The sequence below is a fragment of the Cellulosimicrobium sp. 72-3 genome, assembly GCF_013127315.1.
GTDB lineage: Bacteria > Actinomycetota > Actinomycetes > Actinomycetales > Cellulomonadaceae > Cellulosimicrobium > Cellulosimicrobium funkei.
Genome location: NZ_CP053419.1, coordinates 3960127 through 3974512 on the forward strand (window position 1 = coordinate 3960127; position 14386 = coordinate 3974512).

At 74.4% G+C, this 14386-nt stretch carries 17 protein-coding genes; 5 read left to right on the forward strand and 12 right to left on the reverse strand.

Annotated elements, in window-relative coordinates; translation table 11 throughout:
- Nucleotides 1-26: 26 nt before the first annotated feature.
- Entirely contained in the window at nucleotides 27-239 is a 213-nt protein-coding gene (locus HKK73_RS17620; RefSeq protein ID WP_128082896.1) for a hypothetical protein, read from the forward strand.
- 98 nt (nucleotides 240-337) lie between these two features.
- Here HKK73_RS17620 and HKK73_RS17625 read toward each other — a convergent pair whose 3' ends face one another.
- The 8 genes from HKK73_RS17625 to HKK73_RS17660 form a co-directional block, all read right to left on the reverse strand.
- Nucleotides 338-1102 carry an amino acid ABC transporter ATP-binding protein gene (locus tag HKK73_RS17625; protein ID WP_043656078.1) on the reverse strand — a complete coding sequence of 255 codons (765 nt, stop codon included), beginning with the start codon at nucleotides 1100-1102 and terminating at the stop codon, nucleotides 338-340.
- Nucleotides 1103-1176: 74 nt separating this feature from the next.
- On the reverse strand, nucleotides 1177-2184 hold the full coding sequence (locus tag HKK73_RS17630; protein WP_034655424.1) for an amino acid ABC transporter permease: 1008 nt from the start codon (nucleotides 2182-2184) through the stop codon (nucleotides 1177-1179).
- 143 nt (nucleotides 2185-2327) lie between these two features.
- Nucleotides 2328-3278 carry an ABC transporter substrate-binding protein gene (locus tag HKK73_RS17635; protein ID WP_021483556.1) on the reverse strand — a complete coding sequence of 317 codons (951 nt, stop codon included), beginning with the start codon at nucleotides 3276-3278 and terminating at the stop codon, nucleotides 2328-2330.
- Between the two features lie 236 nt (nucleotides 3279-3514).
- Entirely contained in the window at nucleotides 3515-3682 is a 168-nt protein-coding gene (locus HKK73_RS17640) for a methionine/alanine import family NSS transporter small subunit (RefSeq protein WP_076404313.1), read from the reverse strand.
- Nucleotides 3679-5325 (reverse strand): sodium-dependent transporter, encoded by a 1647-nt coding sequence (locus tag HKK73_RS17645; protein ID WP_171468535.1) that lies wholly within the window; start codon nucleotides 5323-5325, stop codon nucleotides 3679-3681. Before HKK73_RS17645 ends, HKK73_RS17640 begins: the two co-directional genes overlap by 4 nt.
- 129 nt (nucleotides 5326-5454) lie before the next feature.
- Complete coding sequence (locus HKK73_RS17650; protein WP_171468536.1) at nucleotides 5455-6747, reverse strand: FAD-binding protein; 1293 nt, start codon at nucleotides 6745-6747, stop codon at nucleotides 5455-5457.
- Nucleotides 6748-6850: 103 nt separating this feature from the next.
- Nucleotides 6851-8002 carry a DNA glycosylase AlkZ-like family protein gene (locus HKK73_RS17655; protein ID WP_171468537.1) on the reverse strand — a complete coding sequence of 384 codons (1152 nt, stop codon included), beginning with the start codon at nucleotides 8000-8002 and terminating at the stop codon, nucleotides 6851-6853.
- Between the two features lie 36 nt (nucleotides 8003-8038).
- A complete protein-coding gene (locus HKK73_RS17660; RefSeq protein WP_171468538.1) occupies nucleotides 8039-8848 on the reverse strand; it encodes a DUF2993 domain-containing protein in 810 nt (269 codons plus the stop codon).
- On the opposite strand from HKK73_RS17660, the gene HKK73_RS17665 reads away from it, so the two are divergent.
- Nucleotides 8847-9632 carry an LLM class F420-dependent oxidoreductase gene (locus HKK73_RS17665; protein WP_114553679.1) on the forward strand — a complete coding sequence of 262 codons (786 nt, stop codon included), beginning with the start codon at nucleotides 8847-8849 and terminating at the stop codon, nucleotides 9630-9632. The two genes, HKK73_RS17660 and HKK73_RS17665, sit on opposite strands and share 2 nt — an antisense overlap.
- Nucleotides 9633-9730: 98 nt before the next feature.
- Here HKK73_RS17665 and HKK73_RS17670 read toward each other — a convergent pair whose 3' ends face one another.
- Entirely contained in the window at nucleotides 9731-9871 is a 141-nt protein-coding gene (locus HKK73_RS17670) for a hypothetical protein (protein WP_157446567.1), read from the reverse strand.
- 52 nt (nucleotides 9872-9923) lie between these two features.
- Nucleotides 9924-10064, reverse strand: coding sequence for a hypothetical protein (locus tag HKK73_RS17675; RefSeq protein ID WP_170982149.1), 141 nt, complete (start codon nucleotides 10062-10064; stop codon nucleotides 9924-9926).
- Nucleotides 10065-10187: 123 nt separating this feature from the next.
- Here HKK73_RS17675 and HKK73_RS17680 point away from each other — a divergent pair, with 123 nt between their 5' ends.
- The gene (locus tag HKK73_RS17680) at nucleotides 10188-11666 is read left to right on the forward strand and encodes a multidrug effflux MFS transporter (RefSeq protein ID WP_114553681.1); all 1479 of its coding nucleotides are present in this window, start codon (nucleotides 10188-10190) and stop codon (nucleotides 11664-11666) included.
- A 126-nt stretch (nucleotides 11667-11792) separates the two neighbouring features.
- Nucleotides 11793-12608 carry a uracil-DNA glycosylase gene (locus HKK73_RS17685; protein WP_034655427.1) on the forward strand — a complete coding sequence of 272 codons (816 nt, stop codon included), beginning with the start codon at nucleotides 11793-11795 and terminating at the stop codon, nucleotides 12606-12608.
- A 70-nt stretch (nucleotides 12609-12678) separates the two neighbouring features.
- Here the strand turns inward: HKK73_RS17685 and HKK73_RS17690 are convergent, their stop codons facing one another.
- Both HKK73_RS17690 and HKK73_RS17695 read right to left on the reverse strand, forming a co-directional pair.
- Nucleotides 12679-12843 (reverse strand): hypothetical protein, encoded by a 165-nt coding sequence (locus HKK73_RS17690; protein WP_157446563.1) that lies wholly within the window; start codon nucleotides 12841-12843, stop codon nucleotides 12679-12681.
- A 284-nt stretch (nucleotides 12844-13127) separates the two neighbouring features.
- The gene (locus HKK73_RS17695) at nucleotides 13128-13556 is read right to left on the reverse strand and encodes a VOC family protein (RefSeq protein WP_034655429.1); all 429 of its coding nucleotides are present in this window, start codon (nucleotides 13554-13556) and stop codon (nucleotides 13128-13130) included.
- Nucleotides 13557-13639: 83 nt separating this feature from the next.
- Here HKK73_RS17695 and HKK73_RS17700 point away from each other — a divergent pair, with 83 nt between their 5' ends.
- Complete coding sequence (locus tag HKK73_RS17700) at nucleotides 13640-14377, forward strand: TetR/AcrR family transcriptional regulator (RefSeq protein ID WP_085387102.1); 738 nt, start codon at nucleotides 13640-13642, stop codon at nucleotides 14375-14377.
- The last annotated feature ends 9 nt before the right edge of the window (nucleotides 14378-14386 follow it).

Genomic DNA, 14386 nt, shown 5'->3' on the forward strand with positions numbered 1-14386 from the left:
CACGTCCCTCACCGACAGTGGGAGGCGTGCTGACGCGATCTTCCTCTCCCACCCCCGACAGCGAGACCCCGATCTACGACGCCCTCGTGGTCGAGCACGAGAACATGCTGCCGCTCGTGCACCTCGGCCGGGCGCTCAGCGGGGAGATGGTCACGGTCGCCCGCCCCACGGGGCTCTCGCCCCGCCTCGCGCCCGCGCACGGGGCGCCCGCGCTCCCGCGCCGCCGCCGCGCCGGCTGAGCGCGAGACCGACCCGCCTGCCCGCGGTCGACCCGTCGAGGGTCCGCCCAGGCGCCGGGCCGGTCTCGCGAGGCTCCCTCGCCGGTGCCGGACGCCGTCTACAGCACGTGGGCGAGGAACGACCGCGTGCGCTCGTGCTGCGGGTCCCCGAGCACCTGCTCCGGGCTGCCCTGCTCGACGATGACGCCCTCGTCCATGAAGACCACGGTGTCGGCGACCTCGCGCGCGAACCCGATCTCGTGCGTCACGACCATCATCGTCATGCCGGACCGCGCGAGGTCGCGCATGACGGCCAGCACCTCGCCGACGAGCTCGGGGTCGAGGGCCGACGTCGGCTCGTCGAACAGCATGAGCTCGGGGTCCATGGCGAGGGCCCGCGCGATGGCCACGCGCTGCTGCTGGCCGCCGGAGAGCTGCGCCGGGTAGTGGTCGGCACGGTCGGCGAGGCCCACGCGGTCCAGGAGCTCGGACGCGCGCGCCCGCGCCTGCGCCTTGCTCAGCCCGCGCACCTGGACGGGCGCCTCTGCGACGTTCTCGAGCGCCGTCATGTGCGGGAACAGGTTGAAGCGCTGGAACACCATGCCGATGCGCGAGCGCTGCCGCGCGACGACCTTGGGGTGCAGGCGGTGCAGGCGAGTGCGGCCGTCCTTGGTGACCTCGCGGTAGCCCATGAGCTCGCCGTCGACCCGGACGCGGCCGCCCGTGATCTCCTCGAGCTCGTTGACGCAGCGCAGCAGCGTCGACTTGCCCGAGCCCGACGGGCCGAGCACGACGCACACCGAGCCGCGCGCGACCTCGAGGTCCACGCCCTTGAGGACGTGCAGGTCGCCGAACATCTTGTGCAGGCCCTCGACCTGCACCATCGGGGTGGCGTCGGTGGAGCGGCCCGCCTCCGGGGAGGTCCGGGGCGCCGCGGATGCCGTGTCGTGCGTCCCGCTCACGGGGTCACCTCCAGGAAGGGGTCGTCCTTCGTCGTGCCGGACGCGGCGATGAGGTCCTGCCGGTTCGGCTTGCGCCCGCGCCCGCCCGGGCCGCGCCCGCGGCGCCGCGTCGGCGTCTGCGTCCCGAACCCGCGGCCGTAGTACCGCTCCACGTAGTGCTGGCCGACCATGAGGACGCTCGTGATGAGCAGGTACCAGATGGCGGCGACCATGAGCAGCGGGATCGGCAGGAAGAGGCGGTTGCCGATCGCGTTCGTCGAGTACTGCAGGTCGAGCGTGAACGGCACCGCGAGGACGAGCGACGTCGTCTTGAGCATGGAGATCGTCTCGTTGCCCGTGGGCGGCACGATCACGCGCATGGCCTGGGGCAGCACGATGCGCGTGAGGATCTTGCCGTCCTTCATGCCGAGCGCCTTCGCGGCCTCGGTCTGGCCCGGGTCGACCGACCCGAGGCCCGCGCGCACGATCTCCGCGAGGTACGCCGCCTCGTTGAGCGAGAGCCCGATGAGCGCGCACACGAACGCGGTGAACAGGTCCGCCGTGCGGAACTCGAAGAACTCCGGCCCGAACGGGATGCCGAGGCTCAGGCGCGGGTAGAGCACCGAGATGAGGCCCCAGAACACGAGCTGCGTGTAGATCGGGGTGCCGCGGAAGAACCAGATGTAGCCCCAGCTCACCGACCGCATGACGGGGTTGTCCGAGCGCCGCATGATCGCGAGGAGCACGGCGAGGACGATCGCGATGAGCATCGAGCCGAACGTCAGCACGAGCGTCCAGCCGACGCCGCGCACGACCGTCACGTCGCGGAAGTACAGCCAGACGACGTCCCACCGGAACTTCTCGTTCGTCAGCAGGGCGTTGGCCGCCATCGCGGCGAGCACGAGCAGCAGGGCGGCGGAGATCCACCGCCCGGGCCGGGGGACGGGGACGGCGTGGATGCGGTCGGGGACCGGGTCGTCGGCCGGTCCGGCGGCGGCGCCGCGGGGGGAGCTACCGGTCGTCATGGTGCACCTCGGGGGGTCGGGGCTCGGGGGACGAGCCGGGCCGCGCGGTCGTCGTCGTCCGCGCGGTCGTCCCGCCCGCCGGCCGCGGGCGCCGGGTGGGCGCCCGCGGGGCGGCGGGACGGACGGGGCTGGCGAGGGGGTCGTCAGCCGACGGACGGGTTGAGCTCGGCGGTCTCCAGGGCCGCGTCGCCGCTGCCCCAGGCCCCGAGGATCTCCTCGAGCTGGCCGCTGTCCATGAGCGACTGCAGGGCTGCCTGGATCGCGGCGGCGAGCTCCGTGTCGTCCTTCGCGACGACGACGCCCTGCGGCGCGCTGTCGAACACGTCGCCGAGCTGCTCGAGCTGGCCGCCCGTCTGCTCGACGGCGTAGCCGATCACCGGCGAGTCGGCGTAGAGGACCTGCGCCTTGCCGCCCGCGACGTTCGTCGTGGCGTCGGACTGCGAGTCGTACTGGAGGATGTCGATCTTCTCCTCGCCGGCGTCGGTGCACGCCTGGCTCTGCACGGCGATGTCCTCGTCCTGGACCGTGCCCGTCTGCACGGCGACGGTCACGCCGCACAGGCTCTCGGGGTCGATGTCGTCCGGGTTGCCCGACGCGACCGCGTAGGCGGAGCCCGCGTTGAGGAAGGCGATCATGTTCGCCTCCTGCATGCGCTCCTCCGTGATGGTGAACGAGGAGATCCCGGCGTCGTACTTGGTGCCGAGCGCGGGGATGATCGCCGGGAAGTCGGCCGACTGGACCTCGACGTCGAGCCCGAGCGTCGCGCCGACGGCCTTGATGACGTCGATGTCGAACCCGATGGGCGTCTTGCCGTCGGCGTCGATGAACTCGGCGGGCGCGTACTCGGTGTTCGAGCCGACGACGAGCGTCCCCGCGGACGCGACGTCCTCGGGCAGGAGCGCGGCGGCCGCGTCGTCGACCTCGACGGTCGACGGGTCGAACGAGGGCGCTGCCGACGTCTCGTCACCGGAACCCGACGTGCTGCCGTCCGTCCCGGTCTGGGACGCGTCGGTGCACGCGGCGAGCAGGAGGGTGCTCGTCGCGGCGAGCGCGACGAGACCGGTGAGGGGGAGCTTGCGCGGGGTCGTACGCATGGTGTCTCCGATCGGTGGGGGCCGGGCAGGGGCAGCGTAGACACCGATCGTCTCCGTCGTGTTACGTCAGCACCCGGCCCGTGAGGGCAGAGGAACGTACGGGGAACAGAGGACCCGGCGGTGCGCGGCACCTGCGCACGAGTGTGGGGCCGTTCGGCCCCGCTCACCAAACCGGCGGGGACATCGAGGCCGAACCGTGACGAACCGCACCCGCCCTCGGCGCGGACCGGCGCGGGCTACGTGTCGCGTGCGGCGGGCGCCTCGTCCTCGCGGTGGTCGTCCTCGTCCCCGGGCGGGTAGTCCGCCCGCTCGGGCTGGGCGCGCAGTCGCAGGATCGCGACGAGCAGCCCGCCCCACACGACGACGATCGCGAGCACGAGCAGGATCACGGCCGAGGTGGTCATCGGGTCTCCTCCCCGTCGGCACCGGTCGGGGCAGTCGTGCGGCCGGCCGTCCCGCGGCCCGACGGCGCCCGGCCCGGCCCCGCCGCGGCGTCACCCGGCGGGTACGGCGGCCAGGGGACGAAGTCGTCGGGGCTGCGGCGCCAGCGCATCGCCGTGAGCACGAGCGCGGCGAGCACCATGAACGCGATCGCGCCCCACCCGACGAGCGCGAGGTACCACGCGGGGTACCCCTCGTAGCCGTCGACGACGAGCGTGACGATCCTGGACACGAGCATGTAGCCGAGCACGAGCGGGGCCAGCACGGCGACGAGCCCCTGCCACCAGGGGCCGAGGCGGAACGTCGAGACGGCGTTGAGGTGGTAGCGCAGCTCCGGTCCGCGCCGCAGCACCCACAGCACGAGGACGGTCATGAGCACGGCGGACCCCACGATGCCGACGTTGTTGGCCCACTGGTCGGCGGTGTCGAGGGCGACGAGGCCGGTGGTGGTGGAGAAGAGCAGGACCGAGATGACCGCGCTCACGACGCCGAGGCGCACGGACGCCTGCCGCGGCGTCCAGCCGAACTTCTCCTGGAACCCCGCGGACACGACCTGGAGGATCGACAGCAGCGACGTGAACCCCGCCATGGCGAGGGACCCGAAGAACAGCGCACCGAAGATCGGGCCGCCCGGCATCTGCGACACGATCGCGGGGAACGTGACGAACGAGAGGATCGGCCCGCTGATGCCCTCGAGCTCCCCCACGCCGACCCCCTGCTCGTGCGCGAGGAAGCCCAGCGTCGCGAAGACGCCGATGCCGGCGAGGATCTCGAACGAGGAGTTGGAGAACGCGACGACGAGCCCCGGCGTCGTGAGGTTGGACCGGCGCCGACGGTAGGACGCGTACGTGACCATGATCCCGAACGCGATCGACAGCGAGAAGAAGATCTGGCTGTAGGCGGCGATCCACACGTTGGCGTCGCCCAGCGCCGACCAGTCCGGGGTGAACAGCGCGTTCAGCCCGTCCGCCGCGCCCTCGAGGAACAGCGAGCGCACCACGAGCACCGCGAACGCCACGACGAGCAGCGGCAGGAACACCGTGTTCGCGCGCTGCACGCCCTTCGCCACGCCGAGCGCGAGGACGACGATCGTCACGACCCAGACCGCGACGAGCGGCACGAGCACCGCCGGCACGAACTCGAGGCTGACGCCCGGGTCGGCGAGCCGGAGGTAGTCGCCCGTGAAGAACGCGGCCGGGTCGTCGCCCCAGCGCAGGTCGAACGAGAAGACGAAGAAGCTCACGGCCCACGCGATGACCGCGGTGTAGTAGAGCGCGATGACGAAGCAGATCATCACCTGGAACCAGCCCAGGCCCTCGAGCCACCGCGCGATCCGCCGGAACGCCGTCGGGGCCGAGCCGCGGAAGCGGTGCCCGATCGCGTAGTCGAGGAACAGGATGGGGATGCCCGCGGTGAGCAGGGCGACGAGGTACGGCACGAGGAACGCCCCGCCCCCGTTCTCGTACGCCACGCCGGGGAACCGCCAGATGTTCCCCAGCCCGACCGCCGAGCCGATGGCCGCGATGATGAAGCCGACCTGCCCGGTCCACTCCTCGCGCGGCTTCTGCGTCGCGGGCTCCCCGCCCGCCGTGCCGGTCGCTGCCACAGTTCTCCTCGGTACCTCTGTCGTGCCGTGCCCGCGCGGGTGCCGTGCGGATCGGCGCGGCGGCGAGCCTCTCGGTGCTCGGACGACCGTAGCGACCGGTCGCGCACCGTGCGAGCCGGGGCGCGGCGCTCAGCCCGCGAGCAGGCGCTCGACGTACCCGCCGAGGAAGCGGCCCTGCGGGTCGTACCGCTGCGCGAGCGCGCCGAAGTCGTCGACGCGCGGGTAGAGCGCCGCGACGGAGCCCGGGGCGTGGACGAGCGCGTGCGAGAGCTTTCCCCAGTGCGGGCGCGCGCCGAGCGGGAGGAGCGCGGCCTCGACGTCGGGCAGGACGCGCGCGACGTCGTCGGGCACGGGCTTCCACGTGAGGTGCACGCCGACGGCCGGGCCGTCGAACGGGCTGAGCCACAGCGGCTCGGGGTCGGGCGCGACCGTGCGGATCTCCCCCACCTGGAGCAGCGGGGTGACGCGCGGGCCGAGGTCGCGCATCGCGGCGAACGCCTCCTGGGCCCGGGCGCGCGGCACGAGATACTCCGACTGCAGCTCGGCGCCGTTGCTCGGCGTGAAGTCGAGCCGGAAGTGCGGCAGCCGCTCGTTCCACGGGCCGGGCTCGCCGAGCTGCGGCGTGCAGTGCACGGGGTCGATGCCGGGCAGGGGGTGCAGCATCGTCGTGGCGGGTGTCGCCCCGAAGAGGTCCGCCCGCGCCGCGCCGGCATCCCCCGGGGTGAGGCGCGACTTGCGCCAGACCTGCTGGACGCCGTCGGGCCCCCAGTCCGTGAAGAGGCTCACCGAGTACGCCGACGCGGTGATCTCGTCGTAGTGCGCCGTCACCGCGTCCCACGGCAGCCCGACGTGCACGTCCTGGCGCACGTCGAACGTCGGGACCGTCTCCAGCTCGACGCGCGTCACGACGCCCAGCGCCCCGAGCGCCACGACCGCGCCGGGGAGGTCCGCGTCGCCGCGCCGCAGCGTCCGGCGCCCGCCGTCGCCGATGACGAGCTCCACCCCGACGACGGCGCTCGCCAGCGAGCCGACCGCGTCGCCCGAGCCGTGGGTCGCCGTCGCGACCGACCCCGCGACCGAGATGTGCGGGAGCGACGCGAGGTTCGCGAGCGCCCGCCCCGCCGCCTGGACGTGCCGCGTCACGTCGCCGTACCGCAGGCCCGCCGCGACCGACACCACGCCCGAGGCGGGGTCGACCTCGACGGGGGCGCGGCCGTCGTCGTACCGGTCGAGGACGACGTGCGTGCCCGTCGTGTCCGCGACGTCCCCGAACGAGTGCCGCGACCCCAGGGCCTTGACGCGCGCCGACCGCCGCACGACGTCGGCCAGCTCCTCCGGCGTCGCGGGGTGCGCGACCTCGGCGGACGCGTAGGTGAGGTTCCCGGCCCAGTTCGCGAGACGCGGAGCGTCGACGTTCGTCACGCCCTCCACCCTGCCACCCTCTAGCCCGCCCGCCCCCGTCGAGCACGGGGTGGGCGACCGTCTCGGGGCCGATCCGGTCGCGGATCCCGTGCTCGGCGGCTCGTCACGCGAGGAGCGTGCCCCAGTGGGCGCGGACCGCGTCCACCTGGGCGGCGAACGCCGCCTCCTCCGCGGGCGACGGCGCGCGGCGCCACTGCGGCTCGACGACGACGTCACGTGTCCCGACGACCCAGCGCCACCGCCCGACGACGACGCCGTCGACCGCGACGGCATGGATGAAGGACCCGAGCCGGTCGCCGAGGTCGACGCCGTCGGCCACGACGATCCTGCGCGACTCGCCGAAGGACTGGAAGAGCTCGTCGTAGCTCTGCAGCAGGTCGACGACCGGCCGGGCGGGGTCACCGTCGGGCGCGAGCGCACCGACGAGCGGCGCGGGGTCGAGCACCCGGTCGCCGGGGTCCGCGAGCCGCCAGAGCGTCAGCCCGTCGAGCGCACCCGCCCCGGGCACGGCCACGACCTCGTCGTCGAGCAGGTCGAGCGCGCGCCGCACGTCGGTGAGCGTGAAGCCCGACCACTGCGCGACGTCCTTGACCGTCGCGTACGCGCGGCTCGCGAGGTAGCGGCGCAGGAGCTCGACGAGAGCGGCGTCCCGGTCGAACCGCTCGCCGAGCGGCCCGTAGCCGGGCGGGACGCGGTCGTCGAACGCGGCGTACGTCTGCTGCTTGCCGTCGAGCGGCCCGCTGACCAGCAGCCGGTCGAGCTCGGCGCGCATGAGCACGTAGCCGAGCGCGATGCCCTCGAGCGGGCGGCCGTGCGCGGCGAGCAGCCCCGCGAGCTCGCGGCGCGTGCGGGGCCGCTCCTGCACGGCCGCGACGACGAGGTCGGTCTCCGGCCCGTGCCCGGCGGTCCCCACCTGCCGGTACAGCGTCCCGTTGGCCTGGTGGACGCGGGGCGCGCTGAGCTCGAGGAGCCAGCGCGCGTCGTCGGGCCGGACGAGGTGCCACGTGGGCCGCAGCACGTGCGTGCGCAGCACCTCGCCGCGGTCGCACGCGGCGACCGCGCCCGCCGCGCCCGGCCGCGCGTCGGGCCGCAGCCGCCGTGTGAGGCCCCACAGGGCGGGGTGGAACTCCTGCCCCTGCACCGCCACGAGGTGCCCGACGGCGGTCGGCACGTCGGGCAGGTCGGGCGAGCGGAGCCGGTGCGCGGCGAGGCGCGCCGCGAGGACGCGGCGCCCGTCGACCGCCTCGGTGCTCACGACCCCGCCCCGGTCACGACGGTCGCACCACCCGGGTCACGAGGCCACCAGGTCGGTGGCGACGACGTCGGTCCCCGTCACCGCGACGCGCACGCCGCCCTCGACGGCGGACACGGAGTCGAGCGCGACGCCGTCCGGCAGGTCGAGCGGGACGCGCAGGTCGGACAGCGCGCCCGAGAGCCCGGACGGCAGGTCGTCGACCGAGACCGTGCCGAGGCCGGTGCGGACGGCGACGACGTCGACGGCGAGCTCGGCCGGCCCGGACACGCGCGGCGTCACGTCGACGGTGATCGTGGTGCCCAGCAGCTCGAAGCCCAGGGACAGCACGCCGCCGGTCGCGGTCACGCCGACGTCGAGACCGCTCTGCTCGGCGACGACCTGCTGCAACGACTCCGCCGCGATGACGCCGGACGCCGTGCCGGACGCGATCCGGTACGGCTCCGACGTGCTCACGCCGTCGGCCTCGACCTGGAGGTCGGAGATCGCGTAGCCGCCGAACGACGCGGAGTCCGCGGAGCCCGTGACGTGCGTCAGCGAGCCGCGCACGAGCTGCGTGAGGAACGGAAAGCCGGTGATGTCGATCTGGGCGCCGGACACGTCGTCGGCCTGCTGCTCGAACGCCGTGACCGCGCCGCGCTCGGTGGCGCGCACCGCCACCCGGTCGGCCACGACGGCGACCGCCACGAGCACCACGAGCGTCACGAGCAGGCCCACCAGTCGCTTCATGCGCCCCACCCTAGGTCCGCCGACCACGACCTTGCCGTCGTTCTGACGCTCGTGGCGCCGACGAGGTCGTGCTCGACGCGGGGTGTCGTCGTTCTCGGCCCGGACGTAGATTCCGAGCATGACCTCTCCTCGGCACCCCTTCCGCATCGGCGTCCAGCTCCAGCCGCAGCACGCCGACTACGCCCAGGTTCGCGACGCCGTGCTGCGCGCGGAGGACCTGGGCGTCGACGTCATCTTCAACTGGGACCACTTCTTCCCGCTCACGGGCGACCCCGACGGCAAGCACTTCGAGTGCTGGACCATGCTCGGGGCGTGGGCCGAGCAGACCGAGCGCGTCGAGATCGGCGCCCTCGTCACGTGCAACAGCTACCGCAACCCGGACCTCCTCGCCGACATGGCGCGGACGGTCGACCACATCAGCGGCGGTCGTCTGATCCTCGGGATCGGGGCGGGCTGGTTCGAGAAGGACTACGACCGGTTCGGGTACGAGTTCGGCACCGCGGGCGGCCGCATCGCCGACCTCGCCGCGGCGCTCCCGCGCATCAAGGCCCGCTGGGCGGCGTCGAACCCGACGCCGACCCGGGACATCCCGGTGCTCGTCGGCGGGGGCGGCGAGCGCAAGACGCTGCGCGTCGTCGCGGAGCACGCGGACGTCTGGCACTCGTTCGGCGACGCGGAGACGCTCGCGCGCAAGAGCGCGATCCTCGACGAGCACGGCGCGGCCGTGGGTCGCGACACCGCCGCGTTCGTCGAGCGCTCGGTCGCCGTGTCCCGGCCGCCGGCGGAGTCCGCGGACGCGCTCGTCGCCGCGGGCGCGACCCTGTTCACCGTCGGCACGAGCGGGCCCGACTACGACCTGTCCCTCGTGCGCGAGTGGATCACCTGGCGCGACGCCCAGGGCTGACCCCGGCGCTGCCCGCGCCGCCGGGGTGCCGAGCACGGGGTTGCTGTCGCTCCGACGCCCAGGACGACAGCAACCCCGTGCTCGGCGGGACGGTCTGGTCAGAAGAGGGCGCGCGCCAGGTTCGACAGGGCCGCGTGGACCTCCGAGCGCAGGCCGTCGTCGGCCGCGACGACCGCCACGCCGACGCCGACCACGACGAGCAGGAGCCCTGCGCGCCACCACCACGCCGATCGGTGCACCGTCCGCCCTCCCGTCCTGTCGCTCTGGTCCCGTCGCTCTCGCCCCCCGCCGTCAGTACGACAGTGTGCGCCAGGGCGACGACTCGGTGTCGTGCAGCCGCCGGACGGCGCGCCCGATGACGCCGAGCGCGCCGCACACCTGCACGACGCCGCGCTCACTCTCGCGGGCGCGCTCGACGACCGGCTGGAGCACGCGCGGGCCCGGCGCGGGCTGCCGCCGCCCGGGCCGACCGCGCCTGACCCGCCGCACGTCTCAGCATCCGATCACGTACGCCGTGCGGGAACACGCGGCGCACCACCGGTGGTTGCCGCTGTCATGGCCTCCACCCCACCCGCGACCCCGGCGCCGACCGCGCCCGTCGCCGCCCGCCCGGGCACCGCACCCTCGCCGAGCCCCGCGGCCCGCACCGGGCGCATCAGCGCCGGTCTCGTCCTGCTGCTGTCCGCGCTCACCGCCGTCGGGCCGCTGACGATCGACCTCTACCTCTCCGCGTTCCCGCGCATCGTGGACGAGCTCGGCACGACCGAGTCCCGCGTCCAGCTCACCCTCACCGCGACCCTCGCGGGCCTCGCCCTCGGCCAGCTCCTCATCGGGTCGGTCTCGGACGCGGTCGGTCGCCGCGCTCCCCTGCTGGTGTCGCTCGCGGTGTACGTGGCGGCGTCCGTCGGGATCGTCTTCGCCGGCTCGGTCGCCGCGCTCACGGGCCTGCGGTTCGTCCAGGGCCTCTCCGCGGCCGCCGGGATGGTGCTGTCCATGGCGATCGTGCGCGACTCGTTCGAGGGCTACCAGATCGGCAAGGTCATCGCGCGGCTCATGCTCGTCGTGGGCGTCGCGCCCATCCTCGCGCCGACCATCGGCGCGCAGTTCCTGCGTCTCGGGTCGTGGCGCGGCATGTTCGTCGCGCTCGCCGTCGTGGGGGCCGTGCTCTTCGTGCTCGTGCTCCTGCGGCTGCGCGAGACGCTGCCCGTCGAACGCCGCCGCAGCGGCGGGACGGTCGCGGCCCTGCGCTCGTACGGCTCGCTCCTCGGGGACTGGTCGTTCATCGGCCTCGCGCTCATCGCCGGCTTCTACATGGCCGCGATGTTCACCTACATCTCCGCGTCGACGTTCGTGTTCCAGGACTTCTACGGGATGTCCGCGCAGCAGTACGCGATCGTCTTCGGCGTGGGCGCGGTGTCCGTGACGGCGGGCAGCCAGATCAACGGCGCGCTCGTCGGGCGCGTCACGCCCGAGCGCATCCTCCAGGGTGCGGTCGCAGCGGGGTTCGTCCTCTCGGGCGGGCTCCTCGTCGCCGCGCTCGCCGGGGGCGGGCTCGCGTGGCTCGTCCCGCTCATCGTGCTCACGCTCGGCACCGCAGGCTTCGTCATGCCGTCCGTCCCGGCCATCGCGCTCGAGCGCAACGCGCACCGCGCCGGCAGCGCCGCGGCCCTCATCGGCGCGTTCCAGTTCGGCGTCGGGGCGGTCGTCGCGCCGGTGACCGGCCTGCTCGGCGGGTCTCCGCCGGTGACCATGGCCGCCGTGATGTTCGGCGTCGTCGTGGTCGCGGGCGTCGTGCTGCTCGGCCTGCGGCACACGTTCGGCGCACCGCTCCCGGCCGACGCCGCGGGTTCCCTCGGGGCTCCCGACCCCGCCGTCGGCGTCCCCGCCGCGTCCGCGGACCTCCCGGACGCTCCCGTCGGGGCTACCCTCCCGTCCGCCGACGCGCCCCACGACGGCGCTGTCTCGGCTACCGACGCTCCCCACGACGCTGCGGCGCTCGCCGGCGCGACGGCGCCGACGACCCACCGGGCCTGACGGCTGACCACGGCCCTGCCGCCCGCTGAGCACGGGGTCGGCGACTGGATCTCGCGGATGTCGGTCGCCGATCACGTGCTGGGCAGACGAGACGCGGGCGGGTGGGGGTCCGGGCAGGATGGGCGGGTGACGCCCGACGACCCCGCCTACCCGCTCGCGGCCCGGACGGCGCCGACGCTCGCGGCGCTGGACGCCCACCTCGTCGAGTGCCGGGCGTGCCCGCGACTCGTGGCCTGGCGCGAGCACGTCGCCCACGTCAAGCGGGCATCGTTCCGCGACGACGACTACTGGGCCCGCCCCGTCCCCGGGTTCGGTGACGAGCAGGCGGGGATCGTCGTCGTCGGGCTCGCGCCCGCCGCGCACGGGGCCAACCGCACAGGACGCATGTTCACGGGCGATCGCAGCGGCGACTTCCTCTTCGCCGCCATGCACCGCACGGGCCTGGCCAACCAGGCGACGTCGGTCTCCGCCGACGACGGCCTCCGCCTCACCGGGATCCGCGTCACCGCGCCGGTGCGGTGCGCGCCCCCGGACAACAAGCCGACTCCGGAGGAACGCCGCCGCTGCGGCCCGTACCTCGCGCGCGAGGTCGAGCTACTGGGCGCGACGGTGCGGGTCGCCGTCGTCCTCGGCGGCTTCGGGTGGCAGGCGCTGCTCTCGACGCTCGCCGAGCAGGGCTGGGCCGTGCCGCGTCCGCGGCCCCGGTTCGCGCACGGTGCGGAGGTGACGCTGCGCCGGGCCACCCCTCGCCCCACTCCGGGGGCGTCCCTCCCCGGCGTCGTGCCCGACGGCGGCCCCCCGCCCCCGGAGCAGACCCTCACCCTGCTGGGGTGCTTCCACGTGAGCCAGCAGAACACGTTCACCGGCCGGCTCACCCCGCAGATGCTCGACGACGTGCTGCTCCGGGCGCGCGAGCTCGCGGGCCTCGGCGCACCGGCCTGACGTGCGCGCGCTCGCGACCGCGCACGGTGGCGAGCCGCCGGACTCTCCGGGCCGCGAGCCCCGACCCCCGCTAGCGGGCGGCGGTGGCCGGGGACTGGCGGCGCGGTGCGTCGGCCCAGCGGCGGCGCTCCGCCACGCGCGGGGCGACGCGGCCGACGAGACGGAGCTGCTCCCGGCGCGCGATGACCTCCATGCGCCGCAGCTCGCGCTCGAGCGGGGACGATGCTGCTGACATTGCTGCTCTCCTTCGACGGCTCCCGGACGACGCCGCCGGACGCGGCCGTTCCCGGGAGAGGACGCGACGACGGCGGGCCGTCGCACTGCTCCTCGAAGAGGGACGGACACGGGGCCGGTTCGTGACATCCCGTCCCGTCCGGCCGAGCCGTGAGCGGCAAGCCTGCGCCCCGCGCCGGGGGTCCTGCGCCTCTCAGCCCTGAACCGTGAACCCCAGCCCTCGAGCCCCAAGCCCCAAGCCCCAAGCCCCAACCCTCAAGCGACCTTCGGGGACGCGCGCGCCGGCTATGCCGTCGGGAGGGCGGACTCCTCGTACTGCTCGACGAACTCCCCCGTCGGCGGGATGGGCGTGATGACGTCCACGAGCACCCCGTTCGGGTCGGCCGTGATGAAGTGCCGCTGCCCGAACGCCTCGTCGCGCAGCGAGCGCAGGATCGGCAGTCCCGCGGCGACGAGGCGCGCGTGCACGGCATCGACGTCCTCGACCTCGAGGTTGAGCAGGAGCCCGCCCGCGCGACCCCGGCCGCTCTCCGGGATCGTCTCGTGGTCGCCGTCGAGCACGGCGAGGTTCACCGACGCGTCGTGCGCGGACTGGAGGTGGACGTACCAGTCGCTCGTGAAGAGCGGCCGGAAGTCCAGGTGGTCGCGGTAGAACGCGACGGTCCCTGCGACGTCGCCGGTCATGAGCACCGGGTACCAGCTCGTGATGCGCACGGTCTTCTCCTCGTCGTCGGCGACCGGGTGGTCGCAGAAACAAACAGGCTGTATGTATCGAGGATGGCCTACAGTCTGTCGGTATGCAAGAGCGCCGCCGGACCAACGCCGAACGCACCCACGCGACCCGCGCTGCCCTGGTCGCGGCCGCGCGCGACCTCTTCGTCCGCGCCGGGTACGCCGCGACGTCGACACCCCAGATCGCGGCCGCCGCGCACGTCACGCGCGGCGCGCTGTACCACCACTACGCCGACAAGCAGGACCTCTTTCGCGCCGTCGCCGAGGCCGAGGCGGAGGCGGTCGCCCGGGAGATCGAGGAGCGCACCGCCGCGGATCCCGGCACGGCAGCCGCGGAACGACCGGACACGCCGGACACCCCATACGGCCCGGACGCCCCGGACGCCCCGGACGCCCGCGCGATGCTCGTGGAGGGTGCGCGCGCCTACCTCGACGCGATGGGTGAACCCGGCCGCACGCGGCTCCTCCTCGTCGATGCACCCGCCGTGCTCGGCCCCGCAGAGGCCGACGCGCTCGACGCCCGCCACGCGCGCCGCACCCTGCGGGAAGGGCTCGGCGCGGCGCTCGGCGCCCAGCCCGGCGGGGGCAGCGCGAGCAATGGCTCCGGCGCGGGCGACGACGTCGCACGAGACCTCGCGGACGAGGAACGTCTCGACGCGCTGACGCTCCTGCTGTCCGCGGCGTTCGACCGCGCCGCCCTCGCGCTCGACGCGGGCGCGCCGCCGGGACCGTTGCGGGCTGCCGTGACCGAGCTCGTCGACCGCGTGTGCGCGCCGTCACCAGGACCGCGCCCTCGGTCCTGACGGACGGCG

Excerpts from the sequence above, each read along its gene's own strand:
- HKK73_RS17625 (WP_043656078.1), bottom strand. The coding sequence starts at position 1,102 with ATGGTGCAGGTCGAGGGCCTGCACAAGATGTTCGGCGACCTGCACGTC.
- HKK73_RS17635 (WP_021483556.1), bottom strand. The coding sequence starts at position 3,278 with ATGCGTACGACCCCGCGCAAGCTCCCCCTCACCGGTCTCGTCGCGCTC.
- HKK73_RS17700 (WP_085387102.1), top strand. The coding sequence starts at position 13,640 with ATGCAAGAGCGCCGCCGGACCAACGCCGAACGCACCCACGCGACCCGC.
- HKK73_RS17665 (WP_114553679.1), top strand. The coding sequence starts at position 8,847 with ATGACCTCTCCTCGGCACCCCTTCCGCATCGGCGTCCAGCTCCAGCCG.
- HKK73_RS17680 (WP_114553681.1), top strand. The coding sequence starts at position 10,188 with ATGGCCTCCACCCCACCCGCGACCCCGGCGCCGACCGCGCCCGTCGCC.
- HKK73_RS17640 (WP_076404313.1), bottom strand. The coding sequence starts at position 3,682 with ATGACCACCTCGGCCGTGATCCTGCTCGTGCTCGCGATCGTCGTCGTG.
- HKK73_RS17630 (WP_034655424.1), bottom strand. The coding sequence starts at position 2,184 with ATGACGACCGGTAGCTCCCCCCGCGGCGCCGCCGCCGGACCGGCCGAC.
- HKK73_RS17660 (WP_171468538.1), bottom strand. The coding sequence starts at position 8,848 with ATGCTCGGAATCTACGTCCGGGCCGAGAACGACGACACCCCGCGTCGA.
- HKK73_RS17690 (WP_157446563.1), bottom strand. The coding sequence starts at position 12,843 with ATGTCAGCAGCATCGTCCCCGCTCGAGCGCGAGCTGCGGCGCATGGAG.